The following is a 13813-nucleotide window of genomic DNA, read 5'->3' as shown; positions in this document are numbered from 1 at the left end:
TGAATGGCGTCTAGTGTGCCATATCCACCAGGGCTTTCGAGAAAAGATAGTGACTATGAAAAAGGGAGGCATCGGCCTCCCTGCTGCAGACTGGCAAGAGTCTAGGCGAGCTGTTCCATGACCTCATCGGGTATGTCGGCATTGCTGTAGACATTCTGCACGTCGTCCAGGTCCTCAAGCATGTCGACCAGACGAATGATGCTTTCGGCACCTTCCAGATCCAGCGAGACCGTCGTGGCCGGAATCATGCTGATATCTGCCCCTTCCCGGGCGAAGCCGGCCTCATCGAGCTGATCACGCACCGCGGCGAAGCCCTCGAACGTGGTAAACACGTCGACCGAGCCATCATTATTGCTGATGACGTCCTCTGCGCCCGCCTCAAGCGACGCCTCGATCAGAGCGTCCTCATCGGACTCCGAACCATAGCTGATCTGGCCGCGCCGCTCGAACAGGTAGGCCACCGAACCATCGGTACCGAGGTTGCCACCGCATTTGTTGAATGCATGACGCACCTCACTTACTGTCCGGTTGCGATTATCTGTCATCACTTCGACCAGCACCGCCACCCCACCGGGACCATAACCCTCGTAGGTCAGCTCCTCGACGTTGTCGGCATCAGTGCTGCCTGCGCCCCGCGCGATTGCCCGGTCGATGGTGTCGCGGGTCATATTGGCGGTCAGCGACTTGTCCACGGCTGCACGCAGCCGCGGATTATCTGCCGGCTCGGGACCGCCGAGCTTGGCAGCCACCGTCAGCTCGCGGATGAGCTTGTTGAATACCTTGCCCCGCTTGGCATCCTGTGCCGCCTTGCGGTGCTTGATATTGGCCCATTTGGAATGTCCGGCCATAAACGGCTCTGCCCCTCTACGACTGGATTACTCGACCTTGGGCTGCTCGCGCAGGCGAATATGCAGCTCGCGCAGTGCCTTGTTGTCCACCACTCCCGGGGCCTGTGTCATCACGCAGGCAGCGCTCTGGGTTTTCGGGAAAGCAATCACTTCGCGGATCGACTGAGCGCCGGTGATCAGCATGACCAGACGGTCCAGCCCGAACGCCAGGCCGCCATGCGGTGGCGCACCGTACTTCAGCGCATCAAGCAGGAAACCGAATTTCTCCTGCTGCTCTTCGGCACTGATCCCCAGAATATCAAACACCGCCTGTTGCATTTCCTTGCGATGGATACGGATCGACCCGCCACCCAGCTCGGTGCCGTTGAGCACCATGTCATAGGCCCGCGACAGCGCCGCGGCCGGATTCGCCGCCAGTTCTTCCGGGCTGCACTTGGGCGCGGTGAACGGATGATGCAGCGCACTCAGACTACCGTCGTCATCCTCTTCGAACATCGGGAAATCGACTACCCACATTGGAGCCCATTCGCAGGTCAACAGCTCCAGATCATGCCCCAGCTTGATACGTAGCGCGCCCAGAGCCTCGGATACGACCCTGGCCTTGTCCGCGCCGAAGAATACGATGTCGCCATCGACCGCGCCTACGCGATCCAGAATCACCTCGAGGTTCCCCTCGGGAATGAATTTAACGATCGGCGATTGCAGGCCTTCGACGCCCTTGGCGCGCTCGTTGACCTTGATATAGGCCAGACCTTTCGCACCGTAGATGCCGACAAACTTGGTGTAATCATCGATTTGCTTGCGCGGCATGCTCGCCCCGCCAGGTACACGCAGCGCAGCAACACGGCCCTTGGGATCATTGGCCGGGCCGCTGAACACCTTGAAGTCCACTTCGCCCAGCTGGTCGGCCACATCCACCAGCTCCAGCGGGTTGCGCAGGTCCGGCTTGTCGGAGCCGTAGCGGCGCATGGCCTCTTCGAAGGTCATGTGTGGGAATTCGCCCAGATCCACATCCAGTACTTCCTGGAACAGCTGACGGATCATGCTCTCAGTCAGGCCAACGATATCCTTTTCGTCCATAAAGCTGGTTTCGATATCGATCTGGGTGAATTCCGGCTGCCGGTCGGCGCGCAGGTCTTCGTCGCGAAAGCATTTGGCAATCTGGTAGTAGCGATCAAACCCGGACACCATCAGCAGCTGTTTGAACAACTGCGGGGACTGCGGCAGCGCGAAGAAGGTGCCCGGGTGGGTCCGGCTGGGCACCAGATAATCGCGGGCGCCTTCTGGCGTAGCGCGGGTCAGGATCGGCGTTTCCACATCAAGAAAACCGTTGTCATCAAGAAAGCGGCGCACACTGCTGGTAATGCGTGAGCGCAACTTCAGCTTGGCGGCCATTTCCGGGCGACGCAGATCGATGAAGCGATAGCGCAGGCGGGTTTCCTCGCCCACATCGGAATATTCGTCCAACGGGAACGGCGGCGTCTCGGCCTGATTGAGCACTTCCAGCTCGTAGCCGAGCACCTCTATCGCACCCGAGGCCATGTTCGGGTTGACTGCGCCTGCCGGGCGGGCCCGGACCTTGCCGGTCACCCTGACGACATACTCGCTACGCACACGATCGGCCAGCGCAAAGGTTTCTTCACGATCCGGGTCAAAGACCACCTGGGCCAGGCCCTCACGATCGCGTATATCCAGGAATATCACGCCACCGTGATCGCGACGCCGGTGAACCCAGCCGCAAAGGGTGACTTCCTGATCCGCCAGCGATTCATTCAACTGGCCGCAATAGTGGGTACGCATCATGTTGTGGTATTCCTGTCATAGAGATCGGGCAGCCGCGGGAAGGCCTGAGGGCCCTCGCGAGGTCGCACACGTAGAAAAGCGCCATAATATACCCGAAAGATGGCCCTGTCGGCGAGAACCTCCGGGGCAATTGCGCCCCTCCCTGCCTGTGGCTACCTTTGGGCTCAGTTTAAACCGCGGCATGGCTGCAATATTCAGTTTCGACAAATTGATCCAGAACCCGGCAGGTTGCGCGCAAGCGTCTATACTGGACGACAAATCAACCATCACTCAGCAGGAGTCATGATGAAAATCGATATTGGCATCAAAGAAAATGATCGCGAAAAGATAGCCGAAGGCCTGTCCCACCTGCTGGCAGATACCTATACGCTCTACCTGAAGACCCACAACTTCCACTGGAACGTCAAAGGTCCGATGTTCCAGACCCTGCACATGATGTTCGAAACCCACTATATGGAACTGGCAGAGGCCGTGGATGACATTGCCGAGCGAATCCGCACCCTGGGCTTCCCGGCCCCCGGCACCTACAAGCAGTTTGTCGAACTGAGCAGTATCAAGGAAGAGGAAGGCGTGCCAGAAGCTCTTGATATGGTCCGCCTGATGGTTGAGGGTCACGAAGCATGCGTTCGCACCGCGCGGGAATGCTTCCCCATCTGCGACAAGACCCATGATGAGCCCACCGCTGATCTTCTGACCCAGCGCATGCAGGTTCATGAGAAAACCGCATGGATGCTGCGTAGCCTTCTGGAGAAGTAATAGCACATCGCACAACAATTCAACGCTGGCGGGCGATCCCTGTTCGCCAGCGCATGTATTCAACTCCCTACGTGCCCCCCCCGAACACCTCCAGCTTTGAGCCTCTGACACTTTCAGGTTACAGTGCGCGCCCCAGCTATCGTCTGCTACTGCCGGGTATAAGCACTTTCCACTATAAATTGTCATAGCATCCAGGGTGAAATTCTTGAATACGCTTCGTTATCTGCATCTTATTATCGGCCTCGCCGCACTGATTTTTGGCCTCATAATTGCGCTACCTTTCTTTACCCAGAGCGGTCCAATCGACTTCATGGGCATTCTGGTACTGTTCCTTGGCCTGCTCAATTTGCAACAGTTCAACAGCCGGCAGCGTAGCGATACTCCTTCGCGTCGCGGTGTCAGCGTCCTCGTTTCAGTCATCGTTCTGGCGGCTGCACTGGTTCTGCTGGCTGGGCTCTGGCTGCCCGCCCCGGATGGCCTGGCCATCTACGCGATAGGGCTGACCATAGGTGCGGTCTGCATTGCAACCGTTATGAGTCTGGCGGGACAGATACAACAGCTGTCATTCAGTCTTCCAGGCCGCCAGTCCGACCGCGAAGCCGGAACCGTCAAATGGTTCAATACCAATAAGGGCTTCGGCTTCATCTCCAGGGACCAGGGCGATGATGTCTTCGTCCATTTTCGCGCGATACGCGGTGAGGGCCATCGAGCACTGGAAGAAGGCCAGCGGGTTGAATTCGTCGTCGCCCGGCGTGAAAAAGGATTGCAGGCGGAAGACGTCGTCATTCTCTAGGCAAGAGAATCTGGTCGGGGGCTTCGAGCAAGTGCCCGACCGGAAGCCCCGCAGGTGCCACCGCGGCGATTGATCGCAGCTATCAGTCAACAATGACCAGTGCGACCTTCAGTAATGTGGCGGTGGTTGGTCATCGTCGCTGCCGCCGGGCAGGGAGCTGGCCAAGTCAGCCTGTCTTCTGGCCAGCACCTCGACCGCCCTGCGCAGCTTCTCCATCTCCATCTGCTGCGCTGCCACGGTCTCGCTCAGGGACTGAATGGTATCGTCCTGAAATACCAGCCTTATCTCAAGGTCAGCAACTCTGTCTTCCAGCTCGCTCATCACAATTGCTCCGCAAAATCAAAATCGGGGGGCAGCATTTCACGCAGACGCTGCAAGCGCTCGCGCAATTGCACTGCAGAATGGGCCTTTGCCGGCAATCGCCCCCATACTGGCGCCGGCCATGCCGCATCAGCGTGGTAACGGACAACGTGGTGCACGTGCAACTGGCTCACCACGTTGCCCAGGGCCGCGATATTCATCTTGTCCGCGGCAAACTCCTGACTGAGCAGGCGACTCAAGAGCGCGGATTCAGCCCAGAGACGCTGCTGGTCCGTTTCTTCGAGCTGAAACACCTCGGTAATGCCTTCTACCCGAGGAACAAGGATGCACCACGGATACTGGTAATCGTTCATAAGCAACAATTTGCTCAAGGGGAAATCGCCTACATCTATACAGTCATTCGCCAATTGCGGGTGCAGATTGAACATGTCACCTTCTCTTCGAGGGAATTTAAGGGTAGTATCCGCGAAATCACGGCGTCTCAGCCTGAGACATCTGTGATGTGAATCACATAAAACTCTGTTTTTTGGTTTACGCTGGCGCCGCCAAATACACCAATTAGCGTCTGAGATAGCCGTCAAAATTATAGATGAAAGCCATAAGGGCGTGTTTTTAATCCTTATCTTTTACATTTAATCTTTTGATGCTTTAATCTGTAGTGATAATAACAAAGATGATTGGTTGCGGATCCCGTGACCATAGATAGTCAAAAAAACTGAAGGAGCAATAAATGAAAAACGCTATCAAGTGGAGTTCCATCGCGTTGGCTGTTGCCATGGGCAATGGGCTGCTCGTATCACAGGCCACCGCTGCTGTAGAAAACAACGAAGGCTTCATCGAAAGCTCTTCGGCTACCCTCAGCAACCGTACCGTATATTTCAGCCGTGATTTCCGTAGCCCTGGCGTAACCCAGAGCAAGCGCGAAGAAACTGCTACCGGCTTCGTACTGAACTTCGAGTCCGGCTATTCCCGCGGCCCGATCGGCCTGGGTTTCGACACCATTGCAATGCTCGGCATCAAGCTTGACAGCGAGCAGGAAGATGCAGGCACTGGCCTGCTGCCAAGCTCCTTCGGTGATACCGGCCCAAGTAACTATTCAGAGATCCGTGGCGCAGTAAAAGCCCACATCGTTCAGGACACGATCCTGCGTTATGGCGTACACCTGCCGTCCAACCCGGTCATTGCCTACGACGACGCTCGCCTTCTGCCGAACCACTACAACGGTTACAGCATCACCAACGAGTCCATCGATGGCCTGTTCGTTGAAGCCGGCCGCATGAATGACCGTGGCGAAATGAATGATTCATCCGAAGTGGATGGCGCGTTCATTCCGAACGAAAAAGTGACTTATCTGGGCGGCACCTACGCGTTCTCCAACGACCTGAGCGCCAGCCTCTACACTTCCGATGCTGAAAACCTGTGGAAGCGTCACTTCCTGGGCGGCACTTACAATCTGGCCCTGGCCAATGACATGTCGCTGGTTACTGACCTGGCTCATTACAAGACTTCGGACGAAAGTGCTCCTGGCTCCGATTTCGACAATGATGCCACCTCACTGGCACTGACCCTGGGTGCAGGCCATCATGCTTTCGGCGTCGCGTACCAACGCATGGGTGGTGATGCAGGTTTTGCCTACTTTGATGGCGGGATCTTCCTGGCCAACTCGGTTCAATACCTTGACTTCAATGCCAAGGACGAGCGTTCCTACCAGGCCCGTTACGATTATGATTTCGCCGGCCTGGGCATTCCCGGTCTGGCCTTCATGACCCGCTACATCACCAGCGACAACATCGATGCGGCTCCTGCCGTACGCGACAGCCGCTGGGAGCGTGACACCAACATCAGCTACACCGTTCAGCAAGGTGCACTGGAAGGCGTTAACGTTCTGTGGCGCAACGCGACTATCCGTCAGGATGACACCCTTGATGGTGGCGACGTTGACGAAAACCGCCTGATCGTTTCCTACACCTGGGATCTGCTCTAAGCATCCAGCGGTAAGAAACAGAAAACCCGGCTTCGGCCGGGTTTTTTTATGCCTGTGGGGAAATCACCTCCGCTTGCGTGGTCTATACGCCAACAGGCCACAAACGTACAATACGCCCATTGCTCAAACCGCCCCAGGATCCATGCCCCATGCGCACCAGCCAATATCTGATCTCCACGCTCAAGGAAACACCCGCTGACGCCACCGTGATCAGTCATCAGTTGATGCTGCGCGCCGGGATGATCCGCAAGATCGCGTCCGGCCTCTACACCTGGCTACCGATGGGTTTACGGGTACTGCGCAAGGTCGAGACCGTCGTCCGTGAGGAGATGAACAACGCCGGGGCACTGGAAATCCTGATGCCAGCCATCCAGCCAGCCGAACTCTGGCAGGAGTCCGGACGCTGGGAGCAATACGGTCCCGAACTGCTGCGCCTGAAGGATCGCCACGACCGTGAATTCTGTGTGGGGCCGACCCATGAGGAAGTCATCACCGACCTCGCCCGCACTGAAATCAGCAGCTACAAGCAGTTGCCGCTGAACATGTACCAGATCCAGACCAAGTTCCGTGATGAGATCCGGCCGCGCTTCGGCCTGATGCGGGCACGCGAGTTTGTCATGAAGGACGCGTATTCGTTCCACTTGGACCAAAGCTCGCTGGAGCAAACTTACGAGGGCATGTATCAGGCCTACTGCAATATTTTCACGCGCCTGGGCCTGAATTTCCGCCCGGTAGTAGCTGATAACGGCTCTATCGGCGGCGAAGGCTCTCATGAATTCCATGTGCTGGCAGACTCCGGGGAGGATGCAATTGTATTCTCGGATACCGGCACCTATGCCGCCAACATGGAAAAGGCGACCGCTCTGCCGCCCCAGGGCGAGCGACCCACTGCGAGCGCCGAAAAGACCCTGGTCGAAACCCCCGGCAAATTCACCATCGATGCGGTATGCGAATTTCTCGGCCTACCAGCCAGTCAAACCGTAAAGACCCTGGTCGTTCTGGGTGAAGCCGGCGAGAGCAAGCAGCACCCGATGGTTGCGCTTATTCTGCGCGGTGATCACGAACTCAACGAAATCAAGGCCGAAAGACATCCGGCAATCCATTCGCCACTGACCTTTGCCAGCGAGGCGCAGATCCAACAGGCCACGGGCTGTCGGCCGGGTTCAATAGGCCCCGTCGGCCTTGCTATCAAGGTCATTGCCGACTACGAGGCCTCGCACCTGGCGGACTTCGTCTGTGGCGCGAATCAGGATGGCAACCACTTCACCGGAGTGAACTGGGAACGCGACGCGAAATACGATGAAGTAGCCGATTTGCGCAATGTGGTCGAAGGCGATGCCAGCCCCGATGGCCAGGGCACCCTCGTCATCAAGCGCGGCATCGAGGTTGGCCATATATTCCAGCTGGGCCGCAAGTACAGCGAAGCAATGAACTGCACCGTGCTCAATGAGCAGGGCAAGGCCAGCACCCTGAGCATGGGCTGTTATGGTATCGGGGTTTCGCGCGTCGTCGCCGCCACGATCGAACAGAATCACGACCAGCGCGGCATTATTTGGCCGGACGCTTTGGCACCTTTTCAGGTCGCCCTGGTGCCGCTGAAGATGGAAGTTTCCGAGAACGTCAAGGCAGAGACGGAACGCCTGTATAGCGCATTGCGAAGCGCCGGAATCGATGTATTGCTGGACGATCGCGACAAGAAGGTCAGCCCCGGCGTGAAATTTGCCGATATGGACCTGATCGGCATCCCACACCGGGTTGTGATCGGCGACCGCGGACTGGATGAGGGCCAGGTCGAATACAAATATCGCAGGGACAGCGAGCCGCGCAACATCAAGGTCGGGGACATTCTTGCGTTCCTGATGCAGAACATCGGAAATAGCCGGGAAGAGTAACGGTATGTACATCCTGTCACCACGATCGTGGCCCCTGCACAGTGCCTGCAAGCATGCCAAGCCGAATTTGCGGTTGATCGCAGCGCTGGCCAGCCTGTTGCTGGCTGGTTGCGCCAATCAATCAACCCAGCCGGAGTTGAGCCGTGACCGCATTGATCGTGAACTGATCAGCCATACTATTCAGATTGATATCGGTGACTCTGCCGTCATGTCACTGCCGCAGCGCAATGTACGTGTCACCGAGCAGCTGTTTTACCGAGTAAATTATCTTGATCAGCAGGGCAATCTGCTGGACGCGCGGGACGAATATCACAGCCTGCCGTGGGCCGAAAAACCGATAGTGGTGGTAGCGGGTAATTTCCAGACAACCCTGCATACCGATCAGGACGGGCACGTGCAGCTCAACCTGCTTAACGATGGCTTTCTCGACCTCGACTACCAGAATCTGCGCGTCATCCAACTCTGCGCCCAGGCAGATCAGACCGTGCGCGGCGAAGTCAATCTGCTGATAGGGCGGGATCTGCGCGGCAAGCTGCATGAGGCCGTCTCACTGATATATGACAATCTTGAAGAAGACGATGTCGACCAGTGGGCATACCGAGTGCATCGCCTTGCCGAACTGGGTCTGGACGTCGAGTCGAATCAGCTGGAGAACATGTTGATTCTGCTGACTACCGGCGATCCCATTTTACAGGGTGAATTCATCCAGGCGCTTGAAATCAATAGCCGACCCTGAGATGGCAAAATACACAGGGATCGTGACCCGCATAGCGGCTTTGGTACTGGTGAGCGGGCTGGTACTGGCCAGCCCGACGCAGGCTCAGGCTAGCGGAGAAGTCGACCAGCAACTCAAGGCGCTGCTGATGGAAACGGTGGCGCGCTCAAGCAGCTTCGGCGATCGTTTCGACGCCGAGGTCTGGCTCGTCGACATGTCGGCACGCATGAGACCTTATCTGCCTGAGGAACAGGAACGACTTGAGTTTCTGCGCCTGGTTCACCAGGCCTCCAGCAGGGCCGGTCTCAAGCCCGACCTGGTACTGGCCCTGATCCATGCCGAGAGTCTGTTTGATCGCTACGCCCTGTCCAATGCAGGAGCTCAGGGGGTGATGCAGGTCATGCCGTTCTGGAAGCACGAACTGGGCCGCCCCGAGGACAACCTGATCGACCTGGCGACCAACCTGCGCTACGGCTGCACCATTCTCAAATACTATCTCGACCGGGAAAAGGGCAATTTGCGTCGAGGCCTGGCCCGCTACAATGGCAGCCTGGGCAGTCAGAGATATCCCGACCGGGTAATCGACTACTGGTACAGCTACTGGTACGTCAATGAATGACGTCGGCGGTTCAGAGCTGAACGAATCCGGCAATGTCCTGCCAGACACAGGCGTGCAGATCGACAGAGTCGACCTGCGCCGCATCCGGCCCCTCGCGCAACCAGTGTGCCATGGCCTCGACATCTGCCTGCGTGCCGCACAACATCACCTCCACCGAGCCATCAGGGCAGTTTCTGACCCAGCCATCAAGCCCCAGAGCCGTCGCCTGCTGTACCGTCGCCTGACGAAAACCCACCCCCTGAACACGACCCCGAACGAACCCCTGCACGCTTAGACTAGTCATTTTCTTCTCCTTCAAGGGCCATCAGGGCCAATAGCTGCTGTTCGGTCTGAGGCCCCTGCAGGCTGTGAGCCAGATCTCCCTGCGGGTCGATTATGTAGGTAGTCGGCAGGATCTGCGGCAGTGCCAAGCCATGGGCCTCGGCAAAATCATGGCCAACCACCGGAAAACGAATATCCATCTGCTCGCTCAGCCTGTATAGCTCCTCACCCTGATAGCCATCAAAATGGATGCCGAGTACCAGTAGGTCATCCGACACCCGGGCCAGAGCGTTCAACTCGGGGAGCTCCTCGCGGCAGGGCGCGCACCACTCGGCCCAGTAATTGACCACCACCCAGCGATTTTCCAGGTCGGACTGGCTCACCATCTCGCCCCTGTGATCCGTCCATTGCGGCTGGCCACAACCGGTCAAAATCAAAGTCAGCAGCGCCAGAGACGTCGCGTAGAAGTGGCTCATACAGTGACCCTGTCGGCAGCCGGGAGTGTTCGTTTGTCTGCTGCTGGATCTGTGCCCAACCAGTCCTTGACGCTACCGCCCAGGATCTCCCGACGCTGGCCTTCGAGCCGGTTCAATGCCTCCAATAGTGACGGATACCAGGGAGCCGTCGAATGCAGACGCGACGGCAGTTCGGCGGTGGTTGGAACTGGCCAGGGCATACGGGCAAACAGATCAGCAAGTTCCATCTGGTCGAGGTCGCGACTGAGCACATAACCACCGTGCTGCGCCCGTATAATTATGTTCTCAGTCTCCAGCCACCCCGTTTGTTCCAGCCAGAGCTCTTCATGCATGATCCACCCCGCGTTGTTAACCCCCCCCAGATCCACTACATCACCGCGCTTGTGCGCCTGCAGGAACACCTGCAGCAGGCCAAGCATGCTGAGCAGTCGCGGCAGGACTGGTCGCTGCCAGGCATTACTGTTACCCAGATTGGCCACCAGCTCGGCACCAAACAGAATGATCAGCCAGCTGACATAGATCCACAGCAGAAACAGCGGGAACGCGGCAAAGGCACCGTAGATCAGCTGATAACCCGGAAACAGCGCTACATATAGCGCAAAGGAGGCCTTGGCACCTTCGAACAACAGCGCGACCAGAACGCCACCCGCCAGACCGTGGCGCAATGGCACCCGGGTATTGGGCACTGCGACGTAGACCAGCGTGAAGGCAGCGATACTCAGTAGCAGCGGAACCCAGCCGAGCAGCAATCGAGTAACAGTATCGACAGCGGCACCCGTGCCGAAGAAATTCAGTGATGTCAGGTACGTACTGACGACAAACCCCGCACCCAGCAGCAGCGGTCCCAGGCTCAGCACTGCCCAGTAAAGCAGAAAACTGGATACACCTCGTCTGGGCTGCCGGATACGCCAGATCGCATTGAACGCACGCTCTATGTTCAGCATCATCAGCAATGCCGTAATCAGCAGCAACGCCACGCCCACTCCGGTAAGTTGCCGTGCCTGATCGGAAAACTCGCTGAGGTACTGACGCAGCGTGTCACCGGTGGAGGGCACGAAATTGCTGAAGATGAAATCCTCAACCTGGCTGCCCACCTGATCGAAAGCCGGGATCGCCGCGAGCATCGCGTAACTCACCGTCATCACCGGCACCACGGCAAAGAGCGTGGTATAGGTAAGCGCGGCGGCATTCTTGACACAGTTGTCTTCACTGAATCGTCGAAACAGGTAACGACAAAAATGCAGTAACAGGTTGAGTCTTTGCTGCATCAATATACTCTGACAGCCAGAAGGATTAACGCTTAGAATAAACGGCATACACGGCATAAGCCACCCGCCCCGCTGACAGGAACGGAGACCCCCATGTCCGTCGCACGCATCTATCACAACCCCCGCTGCTCAAAGTCCCGCCAGGCCCTGGCTTTGCTGGAAGAGCAGGGCGAGGCCCCGGAAATAATCGATTACATCAAGACTCCGCTGGATAACGCATCGATCAGTGAATTGCTCACCATGCTGGATATGAGCGCACGGGATCTGATGCGCAAGCAGGAAGATACCTACAAGGAACTGAACCTGGATAACCCCGACCTCAGCGAAGCGCAACTGGTACAGGCACTTGCCGACTATCCCAGGCTAATTGAGCGTCCGATCGTGGTTCGGCACGGCAAGGCGGTTCTGGCCCGGCCAGCGGAGAAGGTTCTGGAGCTGTACCCATGAGCCAGACTCTTCCCTATGTTCTGGTGCTGTTTTACAGCCGCCATGGAGCTACCGCCAAGATGGCTCGGCTGATAGCCGAGGGTGTCGAGCGCACCGGGCTCGAAGCACGGGTGCGGACGATACCGGAGGTTTCGCCCGAGACTAGGGCGAGCAGCCCGCCTGTGCCTGCCAGCGGTCCGGTGTACTGCACCGAGGATGATCTGCGTAACTGCTCTGCGTTGATCCTTGGCAGCCCGACCCGCTTCGGCAATATGGCCGCTCCACTGAAGTATTTCATCGATGGCACCAGCAGCCTGTGGCTGGCCGGAACCCTGGCAGACAAGCCTGCAGCGGTATTCACCTCAACCGCCAGCCTGCACGGCGGGCAGGAGAGCACGCTGCTGTCGATGCAGTTACCACTGCTGCATCACGGGATGCTGCTGGTCGGCCTGCCCTACACGAACCCCGAACTTACCGAAACCCGCGGCGGCGGCACCCCCTATGGCGCCAGCCACCATGCCGGCACAGATGGTGCGCGCGCACTGGATCCGCAGGAATCGGCGCTCTGCCGAGCCCTGGGGCAGCGCGTAGCCGCCCTCACCCGCCAGCTGCACGCCGGAGCCGCACATGTCGAAAGCTGAAAAACCCCTCCCATCACTGGATTACCTCGAGCCACGGCTGTCCATTACCAGGATTCTTTCCCTGATCGGCTACCTCGGCGTGATGCTCGTTCTGCTGGTCTACAATGCGCTTTTTGCCAACCTGCATGGTGCCAACCCGTTGGTAATCATCGGTACACTACTGATACCTCTGCTGATATTCCTGCCAGGCATTCTGATCGGCAACGTGCGCGCCCATGCATGGCTGTGCTTCGCCATCAACCTGTACTTCATCTATGGGGTACTGGTGTGCTTTCAGCCAGGGCGACTGACCTACGGAGCACTACTGGTCGGCTTCAGTCTGCTGTATTTCATTGCGGCAATGGGTTACGTGCGCTGGGGGTTTCAGGCCAAGCGGGTACGCGAAGCAGACCAGACGGCTACCAGCCCATAACCCGCTTGACGAAGGGAATCGTCAGCCGGTGCTGGGCTTGCAGCGACGCCTGATCAAGCTTTTCCAGCGCGGCAAAGAGTTCGCCCATACCGCGGGCACCACGATTGAGCATGTAACGCGCGACCTCGTCAGTAAGCTGCAACCCGCGGCCCTCCGCCCGCAGCTTGAGCACCTCCTGTTTGCTTTGATCGTCCAGCGGCTGCATCTGAAAAACCAGCCCCCAACCCAGGCGCGAGGTTAGATCAGCAAGGTCGAATGCCATATTCCGCGGCGGCGCACCGGCACTCAGCAGCAGCCGCCCACCCTGCTCGCGCAGTCTGTTGTAGAGATGAAACAGCGTCTCCTGCCACCGAGCTTGTCCAACCAGCGCATCCAGTTCGTCAAGACACAGCAGGTCTACTTCCTCCATTCCCTCGAGCAAAGAGGGACCATGTTCGATCACCTCTGCCAGCGGCAAATACATGGCCAGACCGCCAGCCTCGACCATCTGATGGCAGGCTGCCTGCAACAGATGAGAGCGGCCACTGCCGGGGGCGCCCCAGAGATAGAGGGAAAAATCCGCCGGACTGGCATGCAGATCTGCCAGCGCTTCGACCGC

At 57.9% G+C, this 13813-nt stretch carries 17 protein-coding genes; 9 read left to right on the top strand and 8 right to left on the bottom strand.

The window, feature by feature from the left end:
* Window positions 1-101 precede the first annotated feature (101 nt).
* Both ABYA88_RS08115 and aspS read right to left on the bottom strand, forming a co-directional pair.
* The gene (locus ABYA88_RS08115; protein ID WP_373186565.1) at window positions 102-848 is read right to left on the bottom strand and encodes a YebC/PmpR family DNA-binding transcriptional regulator; all 747 of its coding nucleotides are present in this window, start codon (window positions 846-848) and stop codon (window positions 102-104) included.
* 27 nt (window positions 849-875) lie between these two features.
* Complete coding sequence (gene aspS, locus ABYA88_RS08110; protein WP_373186563.1) at window positions 876-2651, bottom strand: aspartate--tRNA ligase; 1776 nt, start codon at window positions 2649-2651, stop codon at window positions 876-878.
* Between the two features lie 285 nt (window positions 2652-2936).
* On the opposite strand from aspS, the gene ABYA88_RS08105 reads away from it, so the two are divergent.
* Together ABYA88_RS08105 and ABYA88_RS08100 are read left to right on the top strand one after the other, a co-directional pair.
* Window positions 2937-3407: a Dps family protein gene (locus tag ABYA88_RS08105; protein ID WP_373186561.1), complete on the top strand. Its 471-nt coding sequence runs from the start codon at window positions 2937-2939 to the stop codon at window positions 3405-3407.
* 205 nt (window positions 3408-3612) lie between these two features.
* A complete protein-coding gene (locus ABYA88_RS08100) occupies window positions 3613-4200 on the top strand; it encodes a cold-shock protein (RefSeq protein WP_373186559.1) in 588 nt (195 codons plus the stop codon).
* Between the two features lie 108 nt (window positions 4201-4308).
* Here the strand turns inward: ABYA88_RS08100 and ABYA88_RS08095 are convergent, their stop codons facing one another.
* Window positions 4309-4521 carry a SlyX family protein gene (locus tag ABYA88_RS08095; protein WP_373186558.1) on the bottom strand — a complete coding sequence of 71 codons (213 nt, stop codon included), beginning with the start codon at window positions 4519-4521 and terminating at the stop codon, window positions 4309-4311.
* Window positions 4521-4949, bottom strand: coding sequence for an HIT domain-containing protein (locus tag ABYA88_RS08090; protein WP_373186557.1), 429 nt, complete (start codon window positions 4947-4949; stop codon window positions 4521-4523). Before ABYA88_RS08090 ends, ABYA88_RS08095 begins: the two co-directional genes overlap by 1 nt.
* Window positions 4950-5251: 302 nt before the next feature.
* Here ABYA88_RS08090 and ABYA88_RS08085 point away from each other — a divergent pair, with 302 nt between their 5' ends.
* The 4 genes from ABYA88_RS08085 to ABYA88_RS08070 all read left to right on the top strand — a co-directional run bounded on the left by ABYA88_RS08085 (window position 5252) and on the right by ABYA88_RS08070 (window position 9731).
* Entirely contained in the window at window positions 5252-6505 is a 1254-nt protein-coding gene (locus ABYA88_RS08085; RefSeq protein ID WP_373186555.1) for an OprD family outer membrane porin, read from the top strand.
* 149 nt (window positions 6506-6654) lie between these two features.
* Window positions 6655-8397 carry a proline--tRNA ligase gene (locus ABYA88_RS08080; protein ID WP_373186554.1) on the top strand — a complete coding sequence of 581 codons (1743 nt, stop codon included), beginning with the start codon at window positions 6655-6657 and terminating at the stop codon, window positions 8395-8397.
* Window positions 8398-8401: 4 nt separating this feature from the next.
* On the top strand, window positions 8402-9133 hold the full coding sequence (locus tag ABYA88_RS08075) for a hypothetical protein (protein WP_373186552.1): 732 nt from the start codon (window positions 8402-8404) through the stop codon (window positions 9131-9133).
* Window position 9134: 1 nt separating this feature from the next.
* A complete protein-coding gene (locus ABYA88_RS08070) occupies window positions 9135-9731 on the top strand; it encodes a lytic transglycosylase domain-containing protein (RefSeq protein ID WP_373186550.1) in 597 nt (198 codons plus the stop codon).
* A 10-nt stretch (window positions 9732-9741) separates the two neighbouring features.
* On the opposite strand, the gene ABYA88_RS08065 is transcribed toward ABYA88_RS08070, so the two are convergent.
* Genes ABYA88_RS08065 through ABYA88_RS08055 form a run of 3 tightly spaced genes read right to left on the bottom strand, consistent with a single transcriptional unit; the run spans window position 9742 to window position 11736 of the window.
* Window positions 9742-10014 (bottom strand): acylphosphatase, encoded by a 273-nt coding sequence (locus ABYA88_RS08065; RefSeq protein WP_373186549.1) that lies wholly within the window; start codon window positions 10012-10014, stop codon window positions 9742-9744.
* Window positions 10007-10468, bottom strand: a complete 462-nt coding sequence (locus ABYA88_RS08060; RefSeq protein ID WP_373186548.1) for a TlpA family protein disulfide reductase — start codon at window positions 10466-10468, stop codon at window positions 10007-10009. The genes ABYA88_RS08065 and ABYA88_RS08060 overlap by 8 nt, the downstream gene beginning before the upstream one ends.
* Complete coding sequence (locus tag ABYA88_RS08055) at window positions 10465-11736, bottom strand: virulence factor BrkB family protein (RefSeq protein WP_373186547.1); 1272 nt, start codon at window positions 11734-11736, stop codon at window positions 10465-10467. Before ABYA88_RS08055 ends, ABYA88_RS08060 begins: the two co-directional genes overlap by 4 nt.
* Before the next feature lie 93 nt (window positions 11737-11829).
* Between ABYA88_RS08055 and arsC the strand changes: the two genes are divergently transcribed.
* From arsC to ABYA88_RS08040, 3 genes are read left to right on the top strand one after another with little or no spacing between them, the layout of a single operon-like run.
* Window positions 11830-12183 (top strand): arsenate reductase (glutaredoxin), encoded by a 354-nt coding sequence (gene arsC / locus ABYA88_RS08050; RefSeq protein WP_373186546.1) that lies wholly within the window; start codon window positions 11830-11832, stop codon window positions 12181-12183.
* Window positions 12180-12803, top strand: a complete 624-nt coding sequence (gene wrbA, locus ABYA88_RS08045) for an NAD(P)H:quinone oxidoreductase (protein WP_373186545.1) — start codon at window positions 12180-12182, stop codon at window positions 12801-12803. The genes arsC and wrbA overlap by 4 nt, the downstream gene beginning before the upstream one ends.
* A complete protein-coding gene (locus tag ABYA88_RS08040) occupies window positions 12790-13215 on the top strand; it encodes a DUF2069 domain-containing protein (RefSeq protein WP_373186544.1) in 426 nt (141 codons plus the stop codon). The genes wrbA and ABYA88_RS08040 overlap by 14 nt, the downstream gene beginning before the upstream one ends.
* Here ABYA88_RS08040 and hda read toward each other — a convergent pair.
* On the bottom strand, window positions 13202-13813 hold a 612-nt coding region (hda, locus tag ABYA88_RS08035; RefSeq protein WP_373186542.1), incomplete at its 5' end, for a DnaA regulatory inactivator Hda. The genes ABYA88_RS08040 and hda overlap by 14 nt on opposite strands.

The sequence above is a fragment of the Halopseudomonas sp. genome (assembly GCF_041579695.1).
GTDB lineage: Bacteria > Pseudomonadota > Gammaproteobacteria > Pseudomonadales > Pseudomonadaceae > Halopseudomonas.
This window is presented reverse-complemented; position numbering and strand designations above follow the sequence as displayed.